Raw genomic sequence first — 22,105 nt, 5'->3', positions numbered from 1 at the left:
GATTGACCTTCCCTATCCGCTCAGTTCAGCTTGAACTGTACGTTGATCTTATAGCGTTTATTCGACTTGAGACTCATCAGACGCTCCACACCCGGCAGGGCTGTGACATCGGCGAGTATCTTCTCCTCCGCATGACGCGACGGCGTCAGGAGGGTAAACCAGAGGTTGTATTTCCCCTCGCGCTCATAGTTGTGCGTCGCCCCCGCATAGCGATTGATCGCTGCCGCGACATCGGCGATGTGCTCCTCCGCAACGCGCAGGGCAATCAGCGTGCCGTGATAGCCAAGCTGCTCGGAGTTGAAGAACGTGCCAATGCGGCGCAGATACCCCTCGCGTTTCAGATCATCCAGACGGCTGAGCACATGCTCCTCCGTCGTCTCAAGCATTTCACCCAAACGCGCAAACGGCCGTGAACACACCGGCAGGTTGCCCTGCAGGAGATTCAGCAGCCGCTTGTCAAAATCCGTGAGTACAGTCATCTGGAACTCCCCCATAATACACACAGGCAGCCCATCTCTCTGCCGATCGTGCATCTGCCGTGCTCATGGGCGGATATTCGGACACAAAAAGATGAATCTGCTTCATTTCTTTCTGTGCCTATTCTACCAGATATTCCTTCATCACGTCAAGTAATTCTGAACGTCCTTCATTTTTCGGAGAGGCATAGGGAAGAATCGTGAGCTCGGGCACGCCGAGTGCCTTCTGCATCGCCGCAATCTGCGTGCGGCGTGCGTTCTTTCCGATCTTGTCCGCCTTTGTGGCGATGACAAGCACGGGGATGTCGTGCTCCACGAGCCAGTCGAACATACGGCGGTCGGACTCCATCGGTGTGTGCCGAATGTCGAGCAGAAGACAGACAAAGCGCAGTTCCTCGGCGTGCAAAAAATATTCCTCGATAAATTTTGCCCAAACCTTTCTGCTCTCGCGCGAGGTCTTGGCATAGCCGTAGCCCGGCAGGTCGACGAGGTGGACGGGGTAACGCTCCTCTCCCCCATCGATCTTTAGAAGCAGTTCATAGAAATTGATGGTCTGTGTCTTGCCCGGCTTCGAAGAAACACGAGCAAGCTGCCGAATACGCGTGAGGGAGTTGATGAGTGAGGATTTGCCGACGTTCGACCGCCCGATAAAGGCGACGGCGGGACGGCGTTCCTCGGGATACTGGTCGCGCCGCACGGCGGAAGCGAGATAGGTCGCCTTTGTGATAACAACCGCTTCAGACACGTCCGCACCTCCTAATTATACAGCGCAACCCGCAGCACCTCGTCCATATGTGCAACGGGCACGAACTCAAGGGAGGAGCGCACGACATCGGGGATGTCCTCGATGTCACGCGCATTCTCCTCCGGCAGGACGATGGTCTTGACCCCCTCGCGGTACGCGGCAAGGGTCTTTTCCTTGAGCCCGCCGATGGGCAGGACGTTCCCGCGCAGGGTGATCTCCCCCGTCATGGCGACATCAGAGCGTACCTTGCGCCCCGTGAGCGCAGAGATCATCGCCGTTGCCATGGTGATCCCCGCCGAGGGGCCGTCCTTCGGAATTGCACCCTCAGGCAGGTGGATGTGGATGTCATCCTTTTCATAAAAGTCCTCGGCGAGATGGAGTACGCCCGCACGGCTGCGCACATAGGAGAGTGCCGCCTGCGCCGACTCCTGCATGACCTCGCCGAGCTGTCCCGTGAGGATGAGCTTACCCTTGCCGCGCAGGATATTGACCTCGGTGCGCAGCACGTCGCCGCCGACCTCCGTCCATGCAAGTCCCGTCACAACGCCGACGAGCGGCTTTTTCTCCTGCTTTGCTGCGTGATACTTCGGACGCTCAAGGAAGTCCGCGAGGTTCGCCTTCGTCACGGCAATGGGCGGCTTCTCATCCGCGACAATGCGGCGTGCCGCCTTGCGGCAGAGCTGCCCGATGACGCGCTCGAGCTCGCGCACACCCGCCTCACGCGTATAGGAGCGGATAATCTCAGGCCAGACACCCGCACTAATACGGATGTCCTTCGCCTTCAGCCCGTTCTGCGTACGCTGGCGCGGCAGGAGGTGACGACGTGCAATCTCGATCTTTTCGAGCTCAGTGTAGCTTGAGAGGTTCAGGATCTCCATGCGGTCGCGTAGGGGGGCAGGGATCTTTGCCGGATTGTTCGCCGTCACGATCCAGAAGACACGCGAGAGGTCAAACGGCAGCTCGACAAAATGGTCGCTGAATGTGCAGTTCTGCGCGGGATCAAGCACCTCAAGCAGTGCCGCCGACGGGTCGCCGTGGAAGTCCATTGCGATCTTGTCGACCTCATCCAACAAAAACACAGGGTTCTTTGTCCCTGCATGGCGAATGCCCTCGATGATGCGCCCCGGCATTGCACCGACATAGGTGCGGCGATGCCCGCGGATCTCCGCCTCATCGCGAATGCCGCCGAGCGAGATGCGGATGAACTTGCGTCCCATTGCGCGCGCAATCGACGCGCCGAGCGAGGTCTTTCCGACACCGGGCGCACCCACGAGGCAGAGGATCGGTGCACTCTGCTCGGGGGCGAGACGGCGCACGGCGAGATAGTCAAGGATGCGCTCCTTGACCTTTTCCAAGCCGTAGTGGTCATGTTCGAGCACCGCCTGTGCCTCTGCCATATCGACGTGCTCCTCCGTCGTCTCGTTCCACGGGAGTTCGGTGAGCACGTCCAGATAGTTGCGGATGACACCGACCTCCGCACTCATCGTAGGACTCATGTCGAGGCGATGAATCTCGCGCTCAATGGTCTCGCGTACGGCTTCGGGATACTCCTTTGCCGCCAGTGCCTCCCGATAGCGATCAACCTCTGCCGCCTTGTCTGCATCATCGCCGAGTTCCTTGCGGATTGCCTTGATCTGCTCGCGCAGGTAGAAGTCCCGCTGCACCTTGTCCATCTGCTTGCGAACGCGGCGATTGATCTCGCTCTCAATGCCCATGATGTCGAGTTCGTGGACGAGTGCCTGATAGAGGCGTTCGAGACGCGCACGCACGTCGATTGCGGCAAGGATTTCCTGCCGCACCTCATGCTTGAGGCTCAGATGGCTTGCGATGATGTCCGCAAGACGTCCCATGTCCTCCATGATGGAGATGGAGACAAGTGCCTCGGGTGGAATCTTATGTGAGAGCTTCACCCATTCCTCAAACTTGCTCGTAACCCCGTGTACCAAAGCCTCCATGTCCTTGCTCAGGGGCGCATCCTCGTTTTCCTCGATCTCGTGCACATCCGCCTCGGCATACTTCTCTCCTTCACGGATGGCAAGGATCTCCGCACGTTTCTGCCCGTCGACAAGGATGCGCAGAACCCCCTCGGGCATCCGCAGGAACTGGCGAATCTCCGCCACAGCACCAACATCATAGAGGTCATCCGTTGTCGGATCGTCACACTCCGGATCTCGCTGCGCCACGACGAGGATGCGGTTGTCCCCCGCAATCGCACGCTCAATGGCGGCAACCGAGCGGTCACGCCCCACATCGAGATTGACCATCATATGCGGATAGACCACCAGTCCGCGCAGTGGGAGCAGAGGGAGGGTTTGTTTCTCGGACATCGTATTTCCTTCCATCTATAAGAGAGAATATTCTCGTATGAAAAAAGGAGCACCGCAGTGCAGAGCTCCTTTCGTAAAGTATCGCATTAGTTCGCAGCTGCCATCTTCTGCGCACCAGAGCCGTCAATCGTCAGGATGGGGTCACTGTGATTTGCGACCACGTCCTTCGTGACCTGACATGCCGTTACGCCCTGAATCGAAGGTACTTCGTACATGACGTTGCGCATGATGCTCTCGATGATGGAGCGCAGTCCACGCGCACCTGTCTTGTGCGTGAGGGCTTCCTTCGCAATGAGGTGCAGAGCCTCGTCCTCGAACGTGAGACGCACACCGTCCAACTCCAAGAGCTTCTGGAACTGCTTGACAAGCGCATTCTTCGGTTCGGTCAGGATCTGCACAAGCGCATTCTCGTCGAGCGAGTTCAGCGTCACAACAACGGGCAGACGCCCGATGAACTCGGGAATCAGACCGTTTTTCATCAGATCCTCGGAAACAACTTTGCGCAGAGATTCACCGACGGATACGCGTTTCTTGGAGCGTACCTCCGCACCGAAGCCCATCTGCTTTTTCCCGAGGCGCGACTCGATGATCTCCTCGATCCCGTCAAACGCGCCGCCACAGATAAAGAGAATGTTCGTTGTGTCGATCTGCAACAGCTCCTGCTGCGGATGTTTGCGCCCGCCCTGCGGCGGTACGGATGCCGTCGTTCCCTCGAGGATCTTGAGCAGTGCCTGCTGAACTCCCTCACCTGAAACGTCGCGCGTGATGGAGGGATTCTCCGACTTGCGCGCGATCTTATCGATCTCGTCGATGTAGATGATGCCGCGCTGCGCCTTCTCGATATCATAGTCCGCAGCCTGAATCAGCTTGAGCAGAATGTTCTCAACATCCTCGCCAACGTAACCCGCCTCTGTGAGTGAGGTCGCGTCCGCAATCGCGAACGGGACGTTCAGAATACGCGCAAGAGTCTGTGCGAGCAAGGTCTTGCCGCTGCCCGTTGGGCCAATCATGAGGATGTTCGACTTCTTCAGCTCCACATCCTCGTTTTTCCCCTGACCTACGTTGATGCGCTTGTAGTGGTTGTAGACGGCAACCGACAGAGACTTCTTCGCCTCGTCCTGTCCGATGACATATTGGTCGAGAATGTGGCGGATTTCCTTCGGTTTCGGAACATCCTTGAGTCCGACTTCAGCGTCATCGCTGAACTCCTCCGCTATGATCTCATTGCAGAGCTCAATACATTCATCGCAGATATAGACACCGGGTCCTGCTACGAGCTTTCGCACCTGCTCCTGCGTCTTGCCGCAGAACGAGCACTTGAGCTGCCCCTTGTCTTCCTCTCCAAATTTCATCGCGTCACACCCCCTCAGGCATTCTTCTCTGTGGAGGCAGCCTTGGGACGGGTAACAACCTCGTCGATCAGCCCATATGCCTTGGCTTCCTCTGCCGACATAAAGTTGTCGCGCTCCGTATCGACGTTGATCTTCTCGGAATCCTGCCCCGTATGATGCGCGAGAATATTGTTGCCGACCTCACGCAGGCGCAGGATCTCCTTCGCCTGGATCTGGATATCGGTCGACTGTCCCTGTGCACCGCCGAGCGGCTGATGGATCATGATGCGTGCGTGCGGCAATGCGTAGCGTTTCCCCGCCGCGCCCGCCGTCAGCAGGATGGAGCCCATGCTCGCCGCCTGCCCGATGCAGATGGTCGAGACATCCGGCTTGATGTACTGCATCGTGTCGTAGATGGCAAGCCCCGCCGTCACGACACCGCCCGGGCTGTTGATGTAGAGATGGATGTCCTTGTCCGGATCCTCGGACTCGAGAAAGAGCAGCTGTGCCACAACGACATTTGCCACACTGTCATCAATCGGTCCACCTAAGAAGATGATGCGTTCCTTGAGCAGGCGGGAATATATGTCATAGGCACGCTCCCCGCGGCTCGAGTTCTCCACCACCATCGGTACATAATAACTCATAGTTCCTCCCCACAGGGGATGTCTTATGCCGTGATATTGTCCACGATGAACTGCGCCGTCTTCTTGCGCAGAACCGTCGCGGCAAGGTCACTGACACGTCCCTGCTCTTTGATGATCTTCTGAACCTGCTTCGGTGTCGCACCGTAGGAGAGTGCCATCGCATAGACTTCCTGATCGAGATCCCTTCCCTCGACCTTGATCCCCTCAGCCTTTGCGACCTCCTCCAACATGAGGTCCGTGCGGACGTTCTTCTCCGCTGTCTCGCGGTACTCGTCGCGGATGCGCGCCATATCGAGACCCGCGTACTGGAGATACTGCTCGAGGCTCATCCCCTGCTGCTCGAGACGCATCGCCATCTCCTGAATCATCGCCGTGATGCGGTTCTCGACCATGACCGGCGGAATCTCCATCGTGCAGTTCTCCGTCGCCATGTCGATCGCCTTCGTGCGGCGGTCGGTCTCAGCCTGACGCTCCGCGCCCGCCTGGAGGTTCTTGCGGATGTCCTCACGCAGCTCTGCGAGTGTCTCGAACTTGCTCGCCTTCTTCGCGAACTCGTCGTTCAGCTCGGGCAGCTCACGCGACTTGATGCTGCGCACCGTGCATTTGAACATGGCCGGCTTGCCCTTGAGGTTCTCTGCATGATACTCCTCGGGGAACGTGACGTTGACTTCGCGCTCCTCGCCAATCTTCGCACCGATGAGCTGATCCTCGAAGCCGGGAATGAAACTGCCCGAGCCGATCTGCAGCGGGTAGTCCTCGCCCTTGCCCCCCGCAAACGCCATGCCGCCGACAAAGCCCTCAAAGTCAAGGGTGATGAAATCGTCCTTCTTGACCTCGGCATCCGCAGGTGCGTCCACGAGGGTTCCCTGATGCTGACGCATGCCCTCGATCTGTCGGTCGATGTCCTCCTCGGACACAGTGACCTCGGGCTTTTCCACCGTCAGTCCCTTGTAGTCGCCGAGCGTGACCTCGGGACGCTGCGTGAACTTTGCCGTAAAGACGACATCCTTGCCCTCCTCAAGGGTCACGATGTCGATCTCGGGGCGCGTCACAGGCTCCATGTTCTGCTCCGTCAGAGCATCCTCGAACGCCTGCTGGGCAACGCCCTCAAACGCTTCCTGCAAAATTGCGTCCTTGCCGACGAAGTTCTCGACAATCTTGCGCGGTGCCTTGCCCTTGCGGAAGCCGGGGATGTTCACACGCCCCGCGATGCGCTTTGCCGCACCGTCCGTCGCCTTCTCCAGTTTTGCCTGCTCAACTTCAATCGTCAGAGTGACCTCGCGGTTCTCACCATGCTCTGCCGTAACCTTCATTGTATGAAACAACCTCCTGCTATTTTCCTATGGAAACAACGTGTCTACGCGCTTCCCGATATGCGGACACGCAAAGAGCGCAACGTCCGCGATTCTATCTGTATCGTATCACAAAAAGACCAAAATGACAAGCGAGGGATTCGCGGTGTCAATTGAGCAACTCCGTCATGCGCGTGAGCGGCTCGGAGAGATCCATATGCCCCGACAGTGTCTCCACGGACGCACCCTCGATGAGGATCTGCACTTTCTGAACCTCGGGGAAATCCGTCAGTGTGTTCACGATGGAACCGATGAGCATTTCCTCGCCCGTCGATCCGCCGCTGAAATTCTGCTCCAATTCCTTCGAGAAGTCCACTGTTGCAACGCCGTCCTTCACCGTGACGCTGCGCAGCTTTGCCTTTTTCGGGATGACGTTCGTCTGCGCCTTCTCCTTCGTCCCCGTGAGGAGAGACTTCATCGCCGCTGTATACTTGTCGTCCTTCTCCGTGTTCACCTTGCGGCTGACTGCGATGAGCCCCGTACCGTCGTTTCTCGGATAGTAGACATTCACCTGCAGCTCCTTTGGCTTCACCTGTGCAGGCTTCTCCGTATCCTTCGGCTGTTCCGTCTGCGCGGGGCTGTCCTCCTGTATCGGCTTCTGCTCATCCCCGCAGCCCGCTGCAAGGGCGAGCATCGCTGCGGCTGCGAGTATGGCAGCGATGGATGTCATGCGTTTCATCTGTATCAACATTTCGTATCCGCTCCCCTTTACTCAAAATAACGCTCGATCGCACGGACAAGAGCCTGTGCCAGCTGCTCCTGATAGCCGGCGTTCGCCAACAGCTCCTCCTCGTGCGGGTTTGAAAGAAAACCGAGCTCCACGAGGGAGGCAGGGATTTCGGTGTGGCGCAGAACGTAGAACTTCGCGTATTTGACCCCGCGATTGTAGAGACCGCCCGCCGCCGCGAGTTCCTCATTGAGGAGCGTCGCAAAATGCTCATCCACATCCGTCTTGGGGTAGTAGTAGGTCTCCATGCCGTGCGCATCGGGATTTGTAAACGAATTGCAGTGTACCGAGAGGAAGAGCTCCGCCTCGGGGTGCTCCAAACTGACATCCACACGCGCCTGCAATTCCCCCGATGACGTATTGCCCGGGTAGGAAACGTCAGTATCCTCCGTCCGCGTCATGATGACGTGTGCGCCCGCCGCCCGCAGCAGCTCCTCCGTGCGTTTCGACACCGCAAGGGCAACCACCTTCTCAGGCACACCGGTATATCCGATCGCCCCCGAATCGCTGCCCCCGTGTCCGGGGTCGATGACTACCGTATGCCCGCGTGCGGGACTGGGCTGCACACGCGGCGCAATGATGTCAATGACGAGATACTCCTTCACCTTGCCATGTGCCTCGGCAGGCATCGTGTAGACGCGATAGGCATCCTCGTGTGTAAGGGGAAGCGCTGACGCAATGTGGAGTACAGCATTGTGCTTGTCTTCCATTGTGACAGAGATTTTTTCCGTCATCTCACCGCTTGCTACATATTCCTGCGGGAACTTTTTATCAAGTTTCACATTTTCAAGTGCGAGGATCAGCGCATTCTCCTCTTGTGTCTGTGCAGCAAGTGCATCGGATACCCCTGCACGGTTCACACCGATCTGAATGCGGACGGCAGCACGGCCGTCAATCTCCACCGCATGACTTTCCATGCTCAGGAGACGAAAGGTCTTGCCCTTTGCCTCGCCCGTACCGCTCACAAAAAGCGTGCAAAAACAGACAAAAAGCGCTGCCACTGCGAGCAGCGTCCTTGTCCATACGCGTTGATTCCACCGGATCAATGCCAATAATACCTCCTTATTGGTTCAGCAATTCCAGAGCCCCCGCCTCGGCAGCCTCCGTAGCCGCTGCATCCCGCTCCATGGAGATCGTCAGATAGTCTCCCTCGGAAACATCCGCAGGAAGAAACGTCTTCGGGAAATTCACCTTTTCCATTGCATCACCGAGCAGAAGTACTGCGTATTTTCCTTCAAATCGGTCAAGATATGCAGAGATCATTGTTTCTCCCCCCGTTCGGGTACAATCTTGTAGGTCTTTCCGTCACTCGTCACCGTGATCGTCCCGTTCTCTGCGGTCACATAGATCGGGATGTTCAGTGCGTGGTACTTTTTCATCGTCTCCTTGTGCGGGTGTCCATAGTCGTTGTTCACCCCGCAGGAGATGAGTGCCGCCTCCGGCTGAACTGCACGCAGGAAGTCTGCCGAGGAGGAGGTCTTGCTGCCGTGATGGCCGGATTTCAAAATCGTGCTCTTTACATGGGCACTGTCCGCCGCAAGGATGGCCTGCTCCTCCTTCTTCTCCGCATCGCCCGTGAGCATCATGGAGAAATCGCCAAAGACCAGCCGCCCGACCACGGACTCGTTGTTCGGATCGTGCTTATAGCCCTTGACCGAGCCCTCCTTGACTAGCTCTGCCGAGGGACCAAGCACCTCGAACACCACACCGCCGCCAAGATCGACACGGTCGCCCGCGACGAGCCCCTTGCGCTCGATCTTCTTTTCCTTGAGCTTTTTCACATAGCCGAGGTAGAGCTTTGAGGTCGAGGGCATACCGTTGTCATAGACCATACCGACCGTGTACTCGTCGAGCAGGACATCCATACCACCGATGTGGTCGGCGTGCGGATGCGTGAGGATGATTGTGTCAATTTTCTTGACATCTGCCTTTTTCAGCTCCGCACGCAGCTTGTCGCGCTCGTCCACATCACCCGTGTCGACGAGCACCGTCTTCTCTCCCGTCTGGATGAGAATGGAGTCGCCCTGCCCAATATTGAGCACCTTGACCGTGATCTCCCCCTGCGCCGCGTGTTTGGACGCATCGGAGGCGGGTGCAGCCGTGCAGCCCGCAAAAAACTGTGCGGCGATGAGCACTGCGCCCGCAAGGACGGATGCAATCCATCGTTTCATTTGCAAGTCCCTCCCCGCGCGTTAGGAGCGCAGTGCCAGATTGATCAGGAACGCGATCGAGACCAGATACATAATCCAGCTGACCTTCTTATACTGCCCCGCAAAGAGCTTCATAATGGTATAGCTGATGAAGCCGAACGCAAAGCCGTTTGCGATACTAGAGGTGAGCGGCATCATGATAATTGTGAGAAATGCGGGAAGTGCATTCGTGAAGTCCGAGAAGTCAATCTTGCCGACCTCGGACATGAGCAGTGCTCCGACGAGGATGAGCGCGGGAGCCGTCGCAAATGCGGGCACAAGGCCGATCAGCGGCGTAAAGAGGAGAGCGGCAAGGAAGAGCACCCCCGCCGCGAGTGCCGTGAGCCCCGTACGGCCGCCGGCGGCAATGCCTGCCGCACTCTCGATGTAGGACGTAACCGTGGACGTACCGAACACCGCAGACACCATCGTGCCGACCGCGTCCGTTGTCAGAGCCTTGTCGATGTTTTCGATATGCCCGTCAGGTTTCACCATCTTCGCCTTCGTCGTAAGACCGATCAGCGTGCCCATATTATCGAAGAGCTCCACCACTGTAAACGTGAAGATGATTGAGACAAGACCGTAGTTCCACGCGCCCGCAAGGTCGAGCTGACCGAACGTCTCCCCCATATGGGGCAGCGACGTACTGATGATATCGCCAAGCCCCTGCGGTGCGGGTGTCATGCCAAGTGCCATCGCAAGCACCGTCGTGACAAAGATGCCGATGAGGATCGAGCCATGCACATTGCGTGCCATGAGTGCCGCTGTGAAGAGCAGACCGAACAGCGAGAGCAGCGTCGTCGGTGCGGTCACGTGACCGAGCGAAACATACGTCGCAGAGTTCTCGACAATCAGCCCGGTGCCCTTGAGCCCGATGAATGCAATGAAAAGTCCGATACCGACGCTGATCGCAAGCTTCAGATCACGCGGCACAGCATTGATGATCGCCTGCCGAATCCCGCCGACCGTCAGAATGAGAAAGAGCACGCCCGAGAAGAAGACCGCACCGAGTGCGACCGTCCAGTGCAGTCCGAGTACACCGCAGACGTAGTAGGCAAAGAATGCGTTGAGCCCCATACCGGGCGCGAGTGCAACGGGATAATTCGCAAAGACGCCCATCGCCATCGAGGCGAGTGCCGCAATCCAGATCGTCGAGGCAATCGCCGCATCCTTCGGAATCCCCGCGTCGGCAAGAATGTTCGGGTTGACGAAGAGAATGTATGCCATTGCAATAAAGGTCGTCAGCCCCGCAATAAGTTCCGTGCGGACGGACGAGCCCTTCTCCCGTATCTTGAAATACCGCTCGATAAAGGACGGCGGCGTGCCCTGCATCCCCATGTAAACATCTCCTTAAAAACAAAAAAAGCCCGATAAGGCTTAGAACAAAAATGGCGGAGTGGGAGAGATTCGAACTCTCGCAGCGGTTACCCACTCTAACGATTTAGCAAACCGTCCTCTTCAGCCTCTTGAGTACCACTCCATATTCACTTCTCGCGTTCTCTGCGACATGAGATATATTAACAGAACATATAGAGATTGTCAAGAAAAATTTGAGAACTAGGATAATCTTTTTTCATAATATTCGATGGATCTGTATATAAGTAATAGAAAATAAAAAAAATATAAGTTTTTCCTTTCCTCATTGTATATAGGTCTTTTGACAGATATAATAGATGTACAAGAAAGGAATCATTAAATGGAACTTGCACAATTAAAATACTTTCAAGTGATGGCAAACATCCGTCACTTTACGCGAGCGGCGCGGATGCTGGATGTGACGCAGCCCGCACTCAGCCGCTCGATGGCGAAGCTGGAAAAGGATCTGGAGGTCTCGCTGTTCAAACGCAGTGAGGGCGAGATCGAACTGACACCGGAGGGAGAGCGTCTGCTGCGCCGCGTGGATCGCATTTTGCGCGAGGTGGACAGTGCCCGTGAGGAGGCGCGCAGTGCGAATGCGGAGGTCTCAAAGGAGTTCCGCCTCTCGTTCATCCACTCGCTCGGCAGCTATGTCCTGCCGCATATCCTGCAGGATTTTCGCGCGCTCTATCCCGACATCCGCATCCAGCTGAACCAGCAGGATTCGGCGACACTCGCGCAGCAGGTCGCCGCCGGGGAGACGGACCTCTGCCTCTGCTCCACCATCCCGACGACAGAGTACAGCGCATGGGTCTATCTCTGGTCGGAGGAGCTTTTTGTCACGGTTCCGCTCGGGCATCCATTTGCCGAGCGTGAAAGAATCAATCTGAATGAACTGGTGAATGAGCCGCTGATTGCAATGAAGAGCAGCTACAGTCTGCGCATCCTCGTCGATCAGTTCTTTGACCTGGCGGGCATTCACCCTGAAATCACGTTCGAGGGAGACGATGTGTCAACGATGTCAGGACTGGTCGCAGCGGGGCTTGGCGTGAGCCTCCTGCCAAAACTCGCGGGGGTCGAACATCCGGAGCTGCGCTACATCCCCGTCTCGTTCCCGCTCTGCAAGCGTGCCGTCGGTGTTGCGTGGAACACGCAGCGACAGCTGCCGCCCGCCGCAATCTGTTTTCAGCAGTTCCTGATCCGACGTTTTGATAATGCGCCGGCCGGTCTCCCCGTTTAATGAATCGCTGATAAAATGAAGTCTGTAAATCGCATCAAAACACCCCATGAAGATATTCATAAACAAAATCTTCATGGGGTGCTTTATACGTCAATTACGCTGAAATGTCCAGATTCTTGCCGATATTCTGGACGGGATGACTCGTCGCGTATGCCTGCTTGACCTGCTGCATGATCTCATGCGTCACCTGTCCGCCAATCTGGTACGCCTCACGATTGGACTTCTGGAACTTGCTCGTACCAAGACGGCGCGGATCCATGTACGCAGCCGACTGCTGCGCAGCGCGCGATGCGCTCTGCGTCCCATTCTGAATCACGCGATCCTGCGTCTGATGGAACTGTCCCTTGCCGAGTTTCGTGCCGGAACCGAAGTTCGAGCCGCCGATGACAGATGCCACTTCCTGCATCTTTGCATGCGTCGCCTGTCCACCGAGACGCTGCGCCTCACGGTTTGCACGCTGAAAGAGACTGCTTCCAAAGCCACCGCTCTGAATTGCCGGTATTGCCATATGGGTCCCTCCATTTCATTCCCAATCCCACCATCCTTTGGGATTTTATGCCTACATTATAATAGATGCAAATCTTTTATGCAAGAACAAAATACCGCCGAAGGCAGTCTTCAGCGGTATTTCTATAGCGTTCAATTTGTTCAGGTTTTTTCTGCCGTAAGGCGGCCAACACGGACAATGCTCGATACCTGAACCTGATGCGACTCACCGTTCACATCGGCAATCACACTCGGCTGACCGTCGGTGATGCTGACACCGATGATCTTGCCCTCGTAGCTCTGCGTCTTCACCGTTCCATCGCTGTTCTTGAGCGGTTTTTTATCATCGCCCATGACCACGCTGTTCCACTGGACGGGCTGACCGATCATGCCGCTCAGCTGCCCGATAAGGACAGAGGAGTTGATGTTGTCGACGATCTTCGACACATTCTCAAGCCCCTTGGAGACGTTCGTCATCTGCTCAAGCGCAGAGAACTGCGCCAGCTGTGAGAGATACTCACTGTTGTCCTGCGGGTCAAGCGGATCCTGATACTTCATCTGCGTGACGAGCAGTTTCAGGAAAGCATCCTTTCCAAGAGCGTCGTTCTTCTTGTCCTTCGCTTTCGCCTGATTCTGTGCTGCCTCGTAGTCAGACAGCTTCTGCACAACGCCGCCGACGTTGATTGTATTCAGTGGGTTTGAACTTGCCACGATATTTCCTCCTCAACGTTATACGCGATAGTCTACACCATCGGTTCCAACCGAGCCGTCGATGTTTGCCTGTGCCGCAGCGGGTGAAAGCCCCTCGGCCTCATCCAGATAGTCGTCGGCATCGCCGCGCGTGTAGATCTGCGTCTCACCGCGATGACTGCTGCTCTGCTGCCATGCCTCCTGTCCCTGTCCCTGCGGCATCTGACCATCCGCAAGACCGGCATAGACACCGACGCGATCGACCTTGAGCCCCTGATTGTTCAGTTCCTGTCGGAGCTGGACAAGGGAGTTTTCAATCACATTGCGAACCTGTGCGTTGTCGCTGTGGAAGGATGCCTGTACGGAGCCGTTCGAACCGACAGACACACGCAGTGTGAGCTCCCCAAGATGCTCGGGGTGCAGACGAATGACCATCTGCGTATCATTGAGCGTACGCAGGAGTCGCGCCTGCTCCACAATCTGACGTGGAATCTCATAGTCCGGCTGCGGCCGCTGCGCCTCCGGTGTCGGTGCTGGAGCATTGACATCCTGCATGGGAAGCGGGCTCGTTCCCGTCTGCGCTGCAATGGGCTGCGCGGGCTGCGGTGCATTCTCCGTCGTGCGCGTCGGAATCTCAAACGTCACATTTGAATTCATACGAATCGTCTGTTGTGTCTCGCTCTGTGCGAGCTGTGCCGCATCCTGCTGTGCAGCACCTTGCTGTCCTGCGGCATCTCCCTGCATGGTATCATGGCGCATGGTACGCTGTGCGAGCGCGGTGAGAGGACTGGCCGCATCCACATTCTCGCCGACCGTCAGTTGATTGCCGACGAGGTCTGCTGCCGAGCGCGCTGTGGACTGCACAGGCTCTGCCTGTGCCCGAAGGAGCGGAGCTGAAATCTTCTCCGCCATCACCTGCGTATTTTGTTCCTCGACGACCGTATTGGTAGTGACGAGATTACGCTGCGCCGTGTTTTCGGCAGCAGTCAATGCAGAAGAAACAGCTTCTGCCGCAATGGCAGGTGGATTCTCCTGTGTCAAGGGAATCTCGGTGTTGAATGCCGCACGCAGTTGGGCGGACGACGACGCGTCAAGTTCCGCAAGACGCAAAACGGGCGCAGCAGGAGTGTCCGTGTTCTTCGTGAGAGGAGCGTTCTCCTGTCCCGCCGCAGCAAGTTTCTGCACCAATGCACCAAGCTCGGAGGACGCATTTTCCTGTGCAATCGGCTGTCCCTCCAGTGCCAGAAGGAGATTGCGGCTCTTCGCCGCGTCCTCGGGCAGTGCCTGCAAAAGATTTTGCACGACATTCTGCACCTTCGTATCGCCGAGCTGATCCGCTGTCAGACCGTAACGCTCCAGAATGTCGACGAGGGCATCATCCAAGCCCTCATGCTCATCCGCCGCTGGGGAGGGCATCTCCATGTTTACGATTGCCGCAAATGCTGCAGTACTGCTTGCCGCAGTGACATCATCTGCGGACATTGTTGTTTTCTCTGCACCGCTCCCTGTCGGCTTTGCATCGACATTTTTCGGTGCTTTTTCCGTCACATCCTGTGTGTCCTGCGCGGGCACATTGCTCTCCACCTTCGGTGCATTCGTCTGCGCCGGACCGGCGGGGGCGTTGCGCGTCTGTGTTTTTGACGTATCCGCATTCATTCCCTTTTGCAGTGCGTCAAATGTATCGCTGAACGAATTCTTCCCTGAGGTTGTTTGCGCACGATTCCCCACAGAGCCGCTGCGCCCCTTCGGTGCACCCGCTCCTGCGGAGATCCCATCTGCTGTCGATACAGCCATGAGATTATTTGCATTCATCTACACATCACCTCTTCTACTTGTTTATCGGAAAGCATCCGCCATTTCTTAAATATTTTTTGGCATGGCACATTTGAGTGCATCACCGATCGTCTCCGCACCAAAGAGCTCCATGTCCGTGAATTTTCCTTCGAGCTGCCGATAGTTCTTCATCGGCAGGAGTGCTGCTTTGAAACCGAGCCGCCGCGCCTCGGCGACGCGCAGTTCCGCCTGGGAGACGGCACGCACCTCACCCGAGAGCCCGACCTCACCGCAGACGACCATGTGCGGGCGCGGCAGACGGTTGGCAAAGCTGGATGCCATTGCAACGCTGAGCGCGAGATCGGCGGCGGGTTCGTCGAGACGAATGCCGCCCGCCACCTTCACATAGACATCGGCGGCTCCGATGGGCAGTTTCACGCGCTTTTCGAGCACGGCGAGGAGGAGCTGTATGCGCTTCACATCCACGGAATCCGCCGTGCGGCGCGGCGGCTGATATGGTGTCGGTGCGACGAGTGCCTGCACCTCGACGAGCAGCGGCCGCGTTCCCTCCACCGTCGGGACGATGATGGATCCGCTCTCCATCGCACGCTCCGAGAGGAAGAGCTTTGACGCATCGGGAACGTCGACCAGTCCGACATCACGCATCTCAAAAAGTCCGAGCTCGTTCGTGCTGCCAAAGCGGTTCTTCACCGCACGGAGGACGCGATACTCGGCGTTGCGCTCTCCCTCAAAGTAGAGTACGGTGTCAACGATGTGCTCAAGGACGCGCGGCCCCGCAAGACTTCCTTCCTTCGTCACATGGCCGATGACGAAGACGGCAATGCCCGCATTTTTCGCAATACGCATCAGCTCCATCGCGCACTCGCGTACTTGCGAGACGCTGCCGGGCGCACTCTCGATGTCGGGGCGATACATGGTCTGGATCGAGTCGATGATGAAGAGCGCGGGCTGCTCCCGCTCCACATGGGCGCAGATCGCATCGAGGTTCGTCTCACTGACAACGAGCAGCTCGTCCGCAATCGCCTGCAGACGGTCTGCACGCATACGGATCTGACGCGCACTCTCCTCACCTGTCACATAGAGCACGCGATGTCCAGCACGCGCAATGTCCGCTGAGACACGCAGCGTGAGGCTGGACTTGCCAACGCCGGGATCGCCGACAATGAGCACCATCGAGCCGGGAATAACCCCGCCGCCGAGCACGCGGTCGAGTTCGCCCGAGCCGGTCGAAAAACGCGGCAGATCCTCAACAGCGATACTGCCGATGGGCTGCGGCGGCTCCGATTGGAGCGTGCCTACACCACGGCGTTCCTCCGTCGGCGGCGTTACAATCTCCTCCACGAGCGAATTCCACGCCCCGCAGCCGGGGCATTTTCCCATCCACTTAAAGGTATCATAGCCGCAGTTCTGACAGACGTATGCGGTCTTTTTCTTCTTTGCCATAGAATCTCCTGCAAATAAAAGGGACTGTTTACGACAGTCCCTTCCGTTTCCAATATTTCAGCGTTCGCACAGCGGAGCGCGCGAGCCAGTACAGCGACCAGCCCAGATTGAGGAGGAAATCCGCTGCACGCCCTGCGCGTGTCGGCTGTGCAAGCACGTTGCGGTGCCTCTCAGACTTCATGATAGGATGCCTGTTTCTCGTTCTTGGCACGCTTGTTGCGGCTCGTGTCCTTCTTTACGAAGTCGAGCCCATCGCCCGCCTTGCGTACGGAGATGACATCGCCCGCTGTGAAGTCGCGTGCGAGGATACGCTCTGCAAGCTCGTCCTCGATATTCTTCTGGATGGCACGGCGCAGAGGACGTGCACCGAATTTGACATCCGTCCCCTTCGAGATGAGCACGCGCTTTGCCGAGGGGCTGATCTCGATGTTGATTTCCTGCTCGGCAAGACGTGCCTTTACATCGCGCAGGAGGATGTCGACAATCTTCGTCAGCTCCGGCTCGCCAAGCGCGTTGAATACGATCATATCGTCCACACGGTTCAGGAACTCGGGGCGGAAGATCTTTTTGACCTCCTCCATGACGCGCTTCTTTGCACGCTCCTCATCGGTGTCCTTCGCCTGCTGCCCGATGGAAAACCCAATCGAGCCGGTCGTCGAGCGCAGATGATTCGCGCCCGCATTCGAGGTCATGATGATGATCGTGTTGCGGAAATCCGTGACCGTTCCCTGCCCATCCGTGAGTCGACCGTCCTCGAGCACCTGCAGGAGCATATGGAAGACATCAGGGTGCGCCTTCTCCACCTCGTCGAAAAGGACGATGGAAAACGGCTTCTTGCGTACGGCATCCGTAAGCTGGCCGCCCTCCTCGTAGCCGACGTAGCCCGGAGGCGCACCGACGAGACGCGCGGTTGTGTGCTTCTCCATGTACTCGGACATATCAAAGCGGATGATCGCATCCTCCGAGCCGAATACGGACTCGGCGAGTGCACGAGCAAGTTCCGTCTTGCCCACGCCCGTCGAGCCGAGAAAGAGAAAAGAGCCAATCGGGCGGCGCGGGTCTTTGACCCCGGCACGCGCACGGCGCACTGCCTTGGAGACGGCACGCACCGCCTCGTCCTGACCGATCACGCGGCGTCCGATGTGCTTTTCGAGGGCGAGCAGACGATCGGATTCCTTTGCCGCAATGCGCTGCACGGGTATGCCCGTCCACTGCGCCACAACATCGGCGATATCGTGCTCCGTGACCGTGATCTCCGCGCGCTGTTCCTCGCCGCACCGCGAGGCCTCGAGACGAGCGCGCAGTTCCTGCTCGCGGTCGCGCAGCTGCGCCGCCTTTTCATAGTCCTGTCCGCTGATTGCCGCATCCTTCTCCTTCACAATCTCCGCAATCTCCGTACGCAGCCCTGCGAGCTGATCGGTATCGCCAATATTTCGCATGCGCACACGCGATGCAGCCTCATCCATGAGGTCGACCGCCTTGTCCGGCAAACAACGATCGGTAATGTAACGCTTCGACAGGCGCACCGCCGCACGAACGGCGGCATCCTCGATCCGCGCACGGTGGAACTCCTCATATTTTCCGCGCAGCCCGAGGAGGATCTTCTCCGCGTCCTCCTCGCTCGGCTCGTCGACCATGACGGTCTGGAAGCGGCGGGCGAGTGCCGCGTCCTTGGCAAAATGCTTCTTGTACTCGCTGAGCGTCGTTGCGCCGATGATCTGCATCTCCCCACGCGCAAGTGCGGGCTTGAGGATATTTGCAGCATCAAGCGAGCCCTCCGCACCGCCGGCGCGGATAAGCGTATGAATCTCGTCGATAAAGAGAATAATATTCTTCGCCTTGATGACATCATCCACGACATTCTTGAGGCGTTCCTCAAACTCGCCGCGGTACTTCGTCCCCGCGACCAGTGCCGTCATCGAGAGCGTAACAACACGCTTGTCTTCGAGCAGAAACGGCACATCTCCATCTGCGATGCGCTGTGCAAGCCCCTCGACGATGGCAGTCTTGCCAACGCCCGCCTCTCCAAGCAGAATCGGGTTGTTCTTCGTGCGCCGTGCGAGAATCTGGATCATGCGGTCAATCTCCGAAGTGCGTCCGATGACGGGATCAATTCCACCCGTACGGGCGACACCGATGAGGTCACGTCCGAACCTCTTGAGCGAGGCGGGAAGCCCCTTGCCCTCGCCCTTCGAGGATTTTCTGCGCACAGACTTCCCCTTGGGCTCCTCCGCGTTGCTCATGCGCTCGAGCACCTCGCTCCGCAGCTCCTCGATGTCGACATCCATCTCCTCAATCGTATGGACTGCCGTCCCATCCGCCTCCGTGAGCAGGCTGAGCAGGATATGCTCTGTCGTCACAAAGGAACGCTCCTCGCGCGCGGTATCAATCGCGCTCTGCATGACCCGTTGGGCCCGGCGCGTATAGTACGGAACATCCTCGGCCGGGTGCAGGACATCCTGAAAACCATCCGTCCCCCGAATCACCTGCTCCGCACTGTCATAGTCCACACCGAATTTATCGAGCACCTCCGCTGCGATCGTATCACGCATATGCAGAATTCCCAGCAAAAGCTGGCCCGTGCCAATGTACCCTTTGCCGCGCCGCTGCGCGATGTACTGTGAAAACTCTACGGCTTTAATTGCCGCCTGTGTAAAAAATTGACGGTAGTTCAAGCTGTCCCCCTCCTTTATCCCTGCGTTCGATATTTATGCAGTATCGCGCGCACACGCGAAGCACGTATGCTGCTGATTTCCCCCGTAGATAGATTTTCGTTGTCTGCCATGTATTTGAGATAGCCGTCACGCCCCGCAACAATCAGCTCCGCATAACAGTCCGGTGCAACCTCCTCGACCATCCCCCGATCGATGCCGTACCGCACGCGTGAAACAAGTGCGAAGAGCTCCTGCTCCGTCAGTGATCGTGCATAGGACAAAATGCCAAAAGAACGCCATACACCGTCCTCGACACCTTCCTTTCCCAAGTAAGACAGTGCCTTGCGTGCGCGTCGCTCGTGCGCGGCGATCTCTCCGACAGCCGTCTGGATGTTCTCGATCATCTCCGCCTCGGAATAGCCAAGCGTGAGTTGATTGGATACCTTGTAGAGATGCGCACCCTCGCCGATCCCCTCAAGCGGATGCACGGCAAGCCCGAGCTGCGGCGATGTATTGACGATATTCTCAATGTTGCGCGTATAGACCAACCCGGGCAAATGCAGAATTGCAGAGGCGCGCAGCCCCGTCCCAAGGTTCGTCGGATAAGCCGTCAGATAGCCCATCGTCTCATCAAAGGCAAGATCCAACCGCGCCTCAATGTAGTCATCGACGCGTGATGCCGTCTCAAATGCCTGTCTGAGAGAGAGCCCCGGGGTCATCGACTGAATGTGCAGATGATCGTCCTCGTTGACGAGAATGCTGACACGCGTATCCGCGCTGATGTATGCCGTCCGACGCGGCTGTACCTCGGCAAATTTCTCACTGATGAGCCGCTTCTCAATCAGAACCTCGCGCTGCAATGCGCTCAGCTGGTCAAGTTCAATCCGATCGCAAGGCTGCCCCAGCTCCGTACCAATGTCCACAAGGGAATCGTCGAGCTGCTGCGCGATCTCTGCCAGCTGCCTGAGATCCGCACGCCCCGGGAACGGCACCCCCACCAGATTGCGTGCAAGGCGCACACGGCTCGAGAGGACGACATCGCTGTCCGTCCCTTCCGTTCCGAACCACGAGAGACGGCTGCTCCGCAGGAGTGCATCAACTGCCATAGGACTGCTCCTCCATGCGGCTCTCCAGACTACGGATGCGGTCGCGGTACTCCGCCGCCTTCTCATACTCCTCACGTGCGACTGCCTCCTTCAGGCGCACACGCAGCTGCTCCGCCTCCTGACGGAGCATGATGGAGCTGCCCGAACGGCGCGGAATCTTCCCGCGATGAACACTCGATCCGTGAATCCGCCGCAGGAGCGGTGTGAGCTCGTGATGGAACGTCTCGTAACAGACCGAGCAGCCGATCTGCCCCGTCTGTGAGAGATCCTGAATTTTCATGCCGCAGTTCGGGCAGGTGATGTGCGGAGCATCCTCCTCATCGGTGCTCTCCTGCTGATTGCTGCCAAAGATGCCCTTGAGGAAATCCTCCGCCGATACATTCTGCTGCTGTGCGCGAAAGATCGATGCCCCATAGCGCGCCGCGCAGCTCATACATATATTCTTTTCGCTTCGACCGCCGGGACCAATCTGCACAATGTGCACGATCGCGTCATTGCGGCCGCATTCCTCACAAATCATTGCGTTTCCTTCCATCGGTTTCCGAATAGTTCGCTTCTTTTATGATGTATCGAATAACTAGCGGAAATTCTCCAGTGTCAATATCATCGTCTTCAGCATCTGGACACGTTCCTGTGCGATAAGTGTTTCCGAACAGAAAAGTCCCGTCACCATCTGCATGAGAAGTGCCGCTTCGCGTGTCTCCACCATTCCGTGCTGAACGAGGTAGCGCACCATCGACTGCATCGTTTCCATATCGGTCTCTTCGTCGATCTTTGACAGCATATCCTGATAGACGAGATCGCGCAGCGGCACCTGCACGATGCGGATGAAGCCGCCCAGCCCACGCCGCGACTCCACCACGAAGCCCTTATCCTGCGTGAAACGCGTGGAGAGCACATAGCTGATCTGCGACGGTGCACATGAAATCTCATCCGCAATATCCGTCCGCCGCAGCTCTACCTGCCCGTCCTGGCGCGTGGCAAGCTGACGGAGAATGTAGGACTCTATCATATCGGCAATGTTGCTCATCATATCACCTTCTCTGGATTCCCTTAATTGTGCTTTTCTCTATTATATTTGTTTTTTTGACTTTTAGCAAGTAGCAATTATATCAAGGGGAAAATAATTTTTTACGATCTGATGTTTTCCTATATGATGAGCGCGTTTTCGTAGAAATTTTTAGCTGAATGATATGCGCTATACTTGCAGCTTGATAACTTTTAGGGCATAATCATATATCATATAGAAAGAAGGAGAATATGTATGCTTAGGAAAATTGCACTTGCAACGCTTGCCGCCGTTACACTCTCTGCAGCGACACCCGCGCTCGCAACGGACTATCTCGCCAACACGAAGTCGGGCAAGTTCCACTACGCAACCTGCCGAACGATCAAATATCCCGACGCACCGCACTTCGTTCCCTACAGCTCACGCGAGGCGGCTATTGCCGACGGATACGAACCGTGTGGAGTGTGCCACCCGTAAAAAGACAAACATATCGTTGAGATTCCCTAACGCGCACTTGATGCGATAAATTGCTC

22 protein-coding genes and 1 tRNA gene are annotated in these 22,105 nt (G+C 57.2%); 2 read left to right on the top strand and 21 right to left on the bottom strand.

All coding sequences use genetic code 11. The annotated features are described in order from the left end of the window. Positions 1–20 precede the first annotated feature (20 nt). The 12 genes from ahbA to ACO6BQ_RS00930 all read right to left on the bottom strand — a co-directional run bounded on the left by ahbA (position 21) and on the right by ACO6BQ_RS00930 (position 11,274). Positions 21–479, bottom strand: coding sequence for a siroheme decarboxylase subunit alpha (ahbA, locus tag ACO6BQ_RS00985; protein ID WP_039957548.1), 459 nt, complete (start codon positions 477–479; stop codon positions 21–23). A 118-nt stretch (positions 480–597) separates the two neighbouring features. Beyond that, on the bottom strand, positions 598–1,221 hold the full coding sequence (yihA, locus tag ACO6BQ_RS00980; protein ID WP_489118782.1) for a ribosome biogenesis GTP-binding protein YihA/YsxC: 624 nt from the start codon (positions 1,219–1,221) through the stop codon (positions 598–600). 11 nt (positions 1,222–1,232) lie between these two features. Beyond that, positions 1,233–3,548, bottom strand: coding sequence for an endopeptidase La (lon, locus tag ACO6BQ_RS00975; RefSeq protein ID WP_489118780.1), 2,316 nt, complete (start codon positions 3,546–3,548; stop codon positions 1,233–1,235). 86 nt (positions 3,549–3,634) lie between these two features. Then, on the bottom strand, positions 3,635–4,900 hold the full coding sequence (clpX, locus tag ACO6BQ_RS00970; protein ID WP_489118778.1) for an ATP-dependent Clp protease ATP-binding subunit ClpX: 1,266 nt from the start codon (positions 4,898–4,900) through the stop codon (positions 3,635–3,637). 14 nt (positions 4,901–4,914) lie between these two features. Further along, positions 4,915–5,526: an ATP-dependent Clp endopeptidase proteolytic subunit ClpP gene (gene clpP, locus ACO6BQ_RS00965; protein WP_489118776.1), complete on the bottom strand. Its 612-nt coding sequence runs from the start codon at positions 5,524–5,526 to the stop codon at positions 4,915–4,917. 23 nt (positions 5,527–5,549) lie between these two features. Next, the gene (gene tig, locus ACO6BQ_RS00960) at positions 5,550–6,839 is read right to left on the bottom strand and encodes a trigger factor (RefSeq protein ID WP_489118774.1); all 1,290 of its coding nucleotides are present in this window, start codon (positions 6,837–6,839) and stop codon (positions 5,550–5,552) included. A 148-nt stretch (positions 6,840–6,987) separates the two neighbouring features. Further along, the gene (locus tag ACO6BQ_RS00955; RefSeq protein ID WP_489118772.1) at positions 6,988–7,569 is read right to left on the bottom strand and encodes a GerMN domain-containing protein; all 582 of its coding nucleotides are present in this window, start codon (positions 7,567–7,569) and stop codon (positions 6,988–6,990) included. A gap of 17 nt (positions 7,570–7,586) precedes the next feature. Next, positions 7,587–8,657, bottom strand: coding sequence for an N-acetylmuramoyl-L-alanine amidase family protein (locus ACO6BQ_RS00950; protein ID WP_489118770.1), 1,071 nt, complete (start codon positions 8,655–8,657; stop codon positions 7,587–7,589). Positions 8,658–8,667: 10 nt separating this feature from the next. Next, positions 8,668–8,868 carry a DUF3006 domain-containing protein gene (locus tag ACO6BQ_RS00945; RefSeq protein ID WP_489118768.1) on the bottom strand — a complete coding sequence of 67 codons (201 nt, stop codon included), beginning with the start codon at positions 8,866–8,868 and terminating at the stop codon, positions 8,668–8,670. Beyond that, on the bottom strand, positions 8,865–9,776 hold the full coding sequence (locus ACO6BQ_RS00940; protein ID WP_489118766.1) for a ComEC/Rec2 family competence protein: 912 nt from the start codon (positions 9,774–9,776) through the stop codon (positions 8,865–8,867). The genes ACO6BQ_RS00945 and ACO6BQ_RS00940 overlap by 4 nt, the downstream gene beginning before the upstream one ends. A gap of 21 nt (positions 9,777–9,797) precedes the next feature. After that, the gene (locus ACO6BQ_RS00935; protein ID WP_489118764.1) at positions 9,798–11,132 is read right to left on the bottom strand and encodes an NCS2 family permease; all 1,335 of its coding nucleotides are present in this window, start codon (positions 11,130–11,132) and stop codon (positions 9,798–9,800) included. 51 nt (positions 11,133–11,183) lie between these two features. Further along, positions 11,184–11,274: transfer RNA gene (locus ACO6BQ_RS00930), tRNA-Ser, on the bottom strand. 216 nt (positions 11,275–11,490) lie between these two features. Here ACO6BQ_RS00930 and ACO6BQ_RS00925 point away from each other — a divergent pair. Beyond that, positions 11,491–12,390 (top strand): LysR family transcriptional regulator, encoded by a 900-nt coding sequence (locus ACO6BQ_RS00925; protein WP_489118762.1) that lies wholly within the window; start codon positions 11,491–11,493, stop codon positions 12,388–12,390. 94 nt (positions 12,391–12,484) lie between these two features. On the opposite strand, the gene ACO6BQ_RS00920 is transcribed toward ACO6BQ_RS00925, so the two are convergent. From ACO6BQ_RS00920 to ACO6BQ_RS00880, 9 genes are all read right to left on the bottom strand, one after another. Continuing rightward, entirely contained in the window at positions 12,485–12,898 is a 414-nt protein-coding gene (locus ACO6BQ_RS00920; RefSeq protein ID WP_489118761.1) for a hypothetical protein, read from the bottom strand. Positions 12,899–13,038: 140 nt separating this feature from the next. Then, positions 13,039–13,587, bottom strand: a complete 549-nt coding sequence (locus tag ACO6BQ_RS00915) for a flagellar hook assembly protein FlgD (protein WP_489118759.1) — start codon at positions 13,585–13,587, stop codon at positions 13,039–13,041. Between the two features lie 18 nt (positions 13,588–13,605). Continuing rightward, positions 13,606–15,378, bottom strand: coding sequence for a flagellar hook-length control protein FliK (locus ACO6BQ_RS00910; protein WP_489118757.1), 1,773 nt, complete (start codon positions 15,376–15,378; stop codon positions 13,606–13,608). A gap of 48 nt (positions 15,379–15,426) precedes the next feature. Further along, the gene (radA, locus tag ACO6BQ_RS00905) at positions 15,427–16,803 is read right to left on the bottom strand and encodes a DNA repair protein RadA (protein ID WP_489118754.1); all 1,377 of its coding nucleotides are present in this window, start codon (positions 16,801–16,803) and stop codon (positions 15,427–15,429) included. 28 nt (positions 16,804–16,831) lie between these two features. Beyond that, a complete protein-coding gene (locus ACO6BQ_RS00900) occupies positions 16,832–16,984 on the bottom strand; it encodes a hypothetical protein (RefSeq protein WP_489118752.1) in 153 nt (50 codons plus the stop codon). Beyond that, entirely contained in the window at positions 16,974–19,478 is a 2,505-nt protein-coding gene (locus tag ACO6BQ_RS00895; protein WP_489118750.1) for an ATP-dependent Clp protease ATP-binding subunit, read from the bottom strand. Before ACO6BQ_RS00895 ends, ACO6BQ_RS00900 begins: the two co-directional genes overlap by 11 nt. Positions 19,479–19,492: 14 nt before the next feature. Next, the gene (locus tag ACO6BQ_RS00890) at positions 19,493–20,563 is read right to left on the bottom strand and encodes an ATP--guanido phosphotransferase (protein ID WP_489118748.1); all 1,071 of its coding nucleotides are present in this window, start codon (positions 20,561–20,563) and stop codon (positions 19,493–19,495) included. Next, a complete protein-coding gene (locus ACO6BQ_RS00885; protein WP_489118746.1) occupies positions 20,553–21,083 on the bottom strand; it encodes a UvrB/UvrC motif-containing protein in 531 nt (176 codons plus the stop codon). The genes ACO6BQ_RS00890 and ACO6BQ_RS00885 overlap by 11 nt, the downstream gene beginning before the upstream one ends. Positions 21,084–21,140: 57 nt before the next feature. Then, complete coding sequence (locus ACO6BQ_RS00880; protein WP_489118803.1) at positions 21,141–21,593, bottom strand: CtsR family transcriptional regulator; 453 nt, start codon at positions 21,591–21,593, stop codon at positions 21,141–21,143. Between the two features lie 234 nt (positions 21,594–21,827). Between ACO6BQ_RS00880 and ACO6BQ_RS00875 the strand changes: the two genes are divergently transcribed. Then, on the top strand, positions 21,828–22,049 hold the full coding sequence (locus tag ACO6BQ_RS00875; RefSeq protein WP_489118744.1) for a nuclease: 222 nt from the start codon (positions 21,828–21,830) through the stop codon (positions 22,047–22,049). The last annotated feature ends 56 nt before the right edge of the window (positions 22,050–22,105 follow it).

This window comes from Centipeda sp. (in: firmicutes) (assembly GCF_057271695.1).
The sequence above is the reverse complement of the archived record's forward strand: the minus strand, read 5'-3'. Positions and strand labels throughout refer to the sequence as shown.